Here is a 5047-nt window from a genome sequence, read left to right on the forward strand (position 1 = left end):
CCTGCGCTCCATCGCCGCGATCGCCGAGGACGAACCCTGCGTCACCCATGTCGGCCACGACGGCGCGGGACACTTCGTGAAGATGGTGCACAACGGCATCGAATACGCCGACATGCAACTCATCGCCGAAGCGTACGACCTCATCCGCCGCGGCACCGGGAAAACCCCCGCCGAGATCGCGGACATCTTCGCCGACTGGAACCGCGGCGAACTCGAGTCCTACCTCATCGAGATCACCGCCGAAGTCCTCCGCCACCACGACACCGACACCGGACTCCCCCTGGTCGACGTCATCCTCGACCAAGCCGGCGCGAAGGGCACCGGCGCGTGGACCGTGCAAACCGCCCTCGACCTCGGCGTCCCCGTCTCCGGCATCGCCGAAGCCACCTTCGCAAGCTCCCTGTCCGCCCACCCCGAGCAGCGGTCGGTCGCGTGTTCCCTCCCCGGCCCGTCCGAAGCGGTCGCCGTGACCGATCCGGACGCCTTCATCGAAGACGTCCGACTGGCCCTGTTCGCCTCCAAGATCGTCGCCTACTCCCAAGGGTTCGACGAGATCCGCGCCGGCGCCACCCACTACGACTGGACCATCGACCTCGGCGCCGTGTCCCGGATCTGGCGCGGCGGATGCATCATCCGCGCCCAATTCCTCAACCACATCGCCGACGCCTACGCGGAATCCCCGGACCTGCCCGTGCTGATGACCGCCCCGTACTTCACCGACGCCCTGGGCCGCGCCCAGGACGCCTGGCGCCGCATCGTGCACACCGCCGCCACCACCGGCATCCCCGCCCCCGCGTTCTCCTCCTCCCTCGCCTACTACGACGGCCTCCGCGCCGACCGCCTCCCCGCCGCCCTCATCCAAGCCCAACGCGACTACTTCGGCGCACACACCTACCACCGCGTCGACAAACCCGGCACCTTCCACACCAACTGGTCCGGCGACCGCACCGAAACACCCGCCACCTCCACCCACTGACCCCGGATCGCACGATGACGCACCGATTCCCCCACGGAAGCCGTGCCGGATACGAGCAGGGATGCCGGTCCAAGGGCGCCTGCCTGTTCGACGCGGACAGCGAATTCCTGACCTGCGCGGAGGCGATGATCCGCAGCCGCTGGGACTACACGGCCGCCAAACTGCCCGCTCATCAGCCCCTCCCGCGCGCGGGCACCGTCCGCATCCGCATTCCCGCACCCGCCGCCGCGGCCCCGAAGCATCCCACGCCTCCCGCACAGGTGCACGGCACCCCCTGGGGCTACCAGCGCGGATGCCGAGAGAGCCGGGAGTGCCCGAACTGGCGGGCCGGCCGGATCACCTGCTCCGAAGCACGCTCCCGCTACGTCACCCAGAACAAGGAACGCCGCCGCCGCGGACACGGCACCGGCATCCAGCACGGCACCCCGGGCGGCTACCTCCTCGGCTGCCGCGACACCTGCCCCGGAGACACCACCGGCCGCACCTGCACCGAAGCCCGCTCCGCGCACCGGCGCGCCCTCGCCCGCAACACGGGCGTCAACCCGCGCACCGAGACCACCGACGCGGCGAAGGCCCGCCGCCGCATCCAGGCCTGGATCGCGGAGGGACTCTCGATCCGGCAGGTCGCGAAGCTCACCGGATGCGGCCGCACCACGATCACCGCGATCGTGAACCCGAGCGGCACCCGCGGCATGCAGATCACCCGCGAGACCCTGCACCGCATCTGCCACGCCTGACCGCCGGTCGGCCCCTCACAACCTCGCGCGTCCCGGCGTGAGGGAAACGTTCGCTCGCGGAAACGCCCCTCGCACCGGCGGGGTAACACCGCGCTTCTAGCGTCGATGCAACGATCCGCCGCACCGCGAGGAGAAGCAGATGACCGTCAAACGCCCGAAACAATCCGCTGACCGCGCCGCAACACGACCCGCGTACGGTCAGGGCATGTCAGTCTCCCCGGATCACGCACGACGCGTGGTCGTGGTGGGCGCGGGCATGGTCGCGCACCGGTTCGCCGAGAGCCTGCTGCGCCGCGCCGAGCATCCCGTCGAGCTCACCGTGATCGGCGAGGAGGGACGGCATCCGTACGACCGCGTGGCCCTCACCTCGTTCTTCGACGGCGCCACACCGGACGATCTGACCCTGCCCCGCGACGTCTTCGACGATGAGCGGGTGCGATTCATCGCCGGGGATCCCGTCACGCACCTGGACACGTCGGCGCGACGCGTCACCACCAAGCGCGGCCTCAGCGTGCCGTACGACCGGCTGGTGCTGGCCACCGGCTCCTACGCCGCGCGCCTCGCCGTCGACGGATTCGGACTGCCCGGATGCTTCGTGTACCGCACGGTCGCCGATGTCATCGCGCTACGCGCCTTCGTCGACAGGCGATCCGGCGAGCTGGGTCGGCCGCTTCGGGGAATGGTGATCGGCGGCGGTCTGCTCGGGCTGGAGGCGGCCGGCGCCCTGCAGGGACTCGGGGTGGGATGCACCGTGGTGCAGTCGAGCGACCGGCTCATGTCGGCCCAGCTCGACGGCCCGGCGGGAATCGCCCTGGGGCGGCTCATCGAGGCCAAGGGCATCGCGGTGCGCACCGACGCGATCACGACGCGGCTCGACCCCGACGGCAGCGGTCAGGTGGCCGGCCTGGAGTTCCGCGACGGCTCGTACGCCCAGGCCGACGTCGTGGTCTTCACCGTCGGGGTGCGCCCGCGCGACCAGCTGGCCCGCGACGCGGGTCTCGACACGCATCCCCGCGGCGGCGTGCGCATCGACGAGACCTGCACCACCTCCGACCCGCGCGTCTTCGCGATCGGCGAGGTGGCCAACTACGACGACGCGTGCGTGGGCCTGGTGGCACCCGGCTATGCGATGGCCGAAGTCGCGGCGACCCGGCTGCTCGGCGGGGCGGCATCCTTCCCCGGCTACGACCTGTCCACGAAGCTCAAGCTCAACGGCGTCGACGTCGCGAGCTTCGGCGACGCGTTCGGCACCACGCCCGGCGCACTGGACGTCGTCTACAGCGACCCGGTGGCCGGCGTCTACAAGAAGCTCGTCATGTCGGACGACGCGAAGACGCTGCTCGGCGGCGTGCTCGTCGGCGACGCGTCGGCGTACGGCATGCTGCGCCCCCTCGTCGGCGGCGCGCTCGGCGGCGACCCGGTCGCCTACCTGGTGCCCGGCGATCTCGAGCAGCCGGCCGGCGGCGAACTGCCGGATGCCGCGCTGGTGTGCTCGTGCAACGCGGTGACCGCCGGGACCATCCGGTGCGCGGTGACCGACGACGGCTGCACCGACGTGGCGGGCGTCAAGGCGTGCACGCGGGCCGGGAGCGCCTGCGGGTCGTGCCTGCCCCTCGTGCGCAAGCTCGTCGGCGCCGAGCTGGCCCGGGCGGGGATCGCCGCGCCGGAGGGCCTGTGCGAGCACTTCGCCTTCACCCGAGCGCAGCTGTTCGACCAGGTGCGCGTCTCGGGCCTGCGGACGTTCAGCGCGATCATCGGCCGCTTCGGCACGGGCCGCGGCTGCGACATCTGCAAGCCGGTGCTGGCCAGCATCCTCGCCTCGCTCGGCGCCGGGCACGTGCTGGACGGCGAGCACGCCACCCTGCAGGACACCAACGACCACGTGATGGCCAATCTGCAGAAGGACGGCAGCTACTCGGTCGTCCCCCGCATCCCCGGCGGCGAGGTGACCCCGGAGGGACTGCTCGTGATCGGGCAGGTCGCCCAGGACTTCGGCCTGTACACGAAGATCACCGGCGGCCAGCGCATCGACCTGTTCGGCGCCCGGCTCGAGCAGCTGCCGGACATCTGGCGGCGCCTGGTCGACGCGGGCTTCGAGTCCGGCCACGCCTACGGCAAGTCGATGCGCACGGTGAAGTCGTGCGTCGGCTCGACCTGGTGCCGCTACGGCGTGCAGGACTCGGTCGGGATGGCGGTGGAGCTCGAGCTGCGCTACCGCGGCCTCCGTTCGCCGCACAAGCTCAAGCTGGGCGTGTCCGGCTGCGCCCGCGAGTGCGCCGAGGCGCGCGGCAAGGACGTCGGGATCATCGCGACCGAGGCGGGCTGGAACCTGTACGTCGGCGGCAACGGCGGGTTCTCCCCCAAGCACGCGCAGCTGCTCGCCGAAGGGCTCGACGACCAGACCCTGGTGCGCACGATCGACCGCTTCGTCATGTACTACATCCGCACCGCCGACCGGCTGCAGCGCACGTCCGTCTGGCTCGAGGAGTACGAAGGCGGCCTCGACGCGGTCCGGGCGGTCGTCATGGACGACAGCCTCGGGATCGCGGCGGATCTGGATGCCGCCATGGCCGCGCACGTGGAGCACTACGAGGACGAGTGGAAGGCGACGCTGGACGACCCGGAGAAGCTGCGCCGGTTCGCCTCCTTCGTCAACGCCCCGACCACGCCCGACCCCTCCCTCGCCTACGCCCTGGAGCGGGACCAGCCGCGTCCGGCGACACCCGCGGAGCGGGCATCGGGCGCGGTGCTCGTGGCCGGCACGACCCTGGAGGTTCGGCGATGACCCTGATCGAGTCCCACAGCGCCACGCGCGCCGGGGCGTGGCTGCCCATCTGCCGCCTCGACGACCTGGAGGTCGAGCGCGGCCGGGCGGCGCTGCTGCCCGGCGGTGAGCAGGTGGCGCTGTTCCTGCTGCACGACGGCACCGTGCACGCCGTGCAGAACCTCGATCCGTACAGCGACGCCAACGTGCTCTCCCGCGGCATCATCGGCAGCCGGGCGGATGCCCCCACGGTCGCGTCTCCGATGTACAAACAGGTGTTCGACCTGCGCACGGGGATGTGCCTGGACACCCAGGGCGGCCCGTCGCACACGCTGCGGGTGTGGCCGGTGGGCGTCGTCGACGACATCGTGCACCTGCGAACGGAGGACTCCCCGTGACGACCCTGATCGGAGTGCGGCTGACCGGCCGACTCGTCGTGTTCGCGGGAGGCGGGCGCGCGACCGCGCGCCGCCTCCCGCGCTTCGTCGCGGAGGGCGCCCGCGTGCTGATCGTGGCGCCGGAGCTGTCCGCGCAGACCCGGGCACTCGTCCACGCGCACGGCCTCGGCTG

5 protein-coding genes are annotated in these 5047 nt (G+C 71.7%); all 5 read left to right on the plus strand.

Annotated elements, in window-relative coordinates; translation table 11 throughout:
• Positions 1-976: NADP-dependent phosphogluconate dehydrogenase (gene gndA / locus VJR25_RS08325; protein WP_324114471.1), on the plus strand; the 976-nt coding region annotated here is incomplete at its 5' end.
• A 14-nt stretch (positions 977-990) separates the two neighbouring features.
• Positions 991-1713 carry a helix-turn-helix transcriptional regulator gene (locus VJR25_RS08330; protein ID WP_324114473.1) on the plus strand — a complete coding sequence of 241 codons (723 nt, stop codon included), beginning with the start codon at positions 991-993 and terminating at the stop codon, positions 1711-1713.
• 205 nt (positions 1714-1918) lie between these two features.
• A complete protein-coding gene (nirB, locus tag VJR25_RS08335; RefSeq protein WP_324114475.1) occupies positions 1919-4498 on the plus strand; it encodes a nitrite reductase large subunit NirB in 2580 nt (859 codons plus the stop codon).
• Complete coding sequence (gene nirD / locus VJR25_RS08340; RefSeq protein ID WP_324114476.1) at positions 4495-4875, plus strand: nitrite reductase small subunit NirD; 381 nt, start codon at positions 4495-4497, stop codon at positions 4873-4875. The genes nirB and nirD overlap by 4 nt, the downstream gene beginning before the upstream one ends.
• 14 nt (positions 4876-4889) lie before the next feature.
• Positions 4890-5047: NAD(P)-dependent oxidoreductase (locus tag VJR25_RS16705; RefSeq protein WP_414683759.1), on the plus strand; the 158-nt coding region annotated here is incomplete at its 3' end.

The sequence above is a fragment of the Microbacterium sp. genome (assembly GCF_035277845.1).
Taxonomy (GTDB): domain Bacteria; phylum Actinomycetota; class Actinomycetes; order Actinomycetales; family Microbacteriaceae; genus Microbacterium.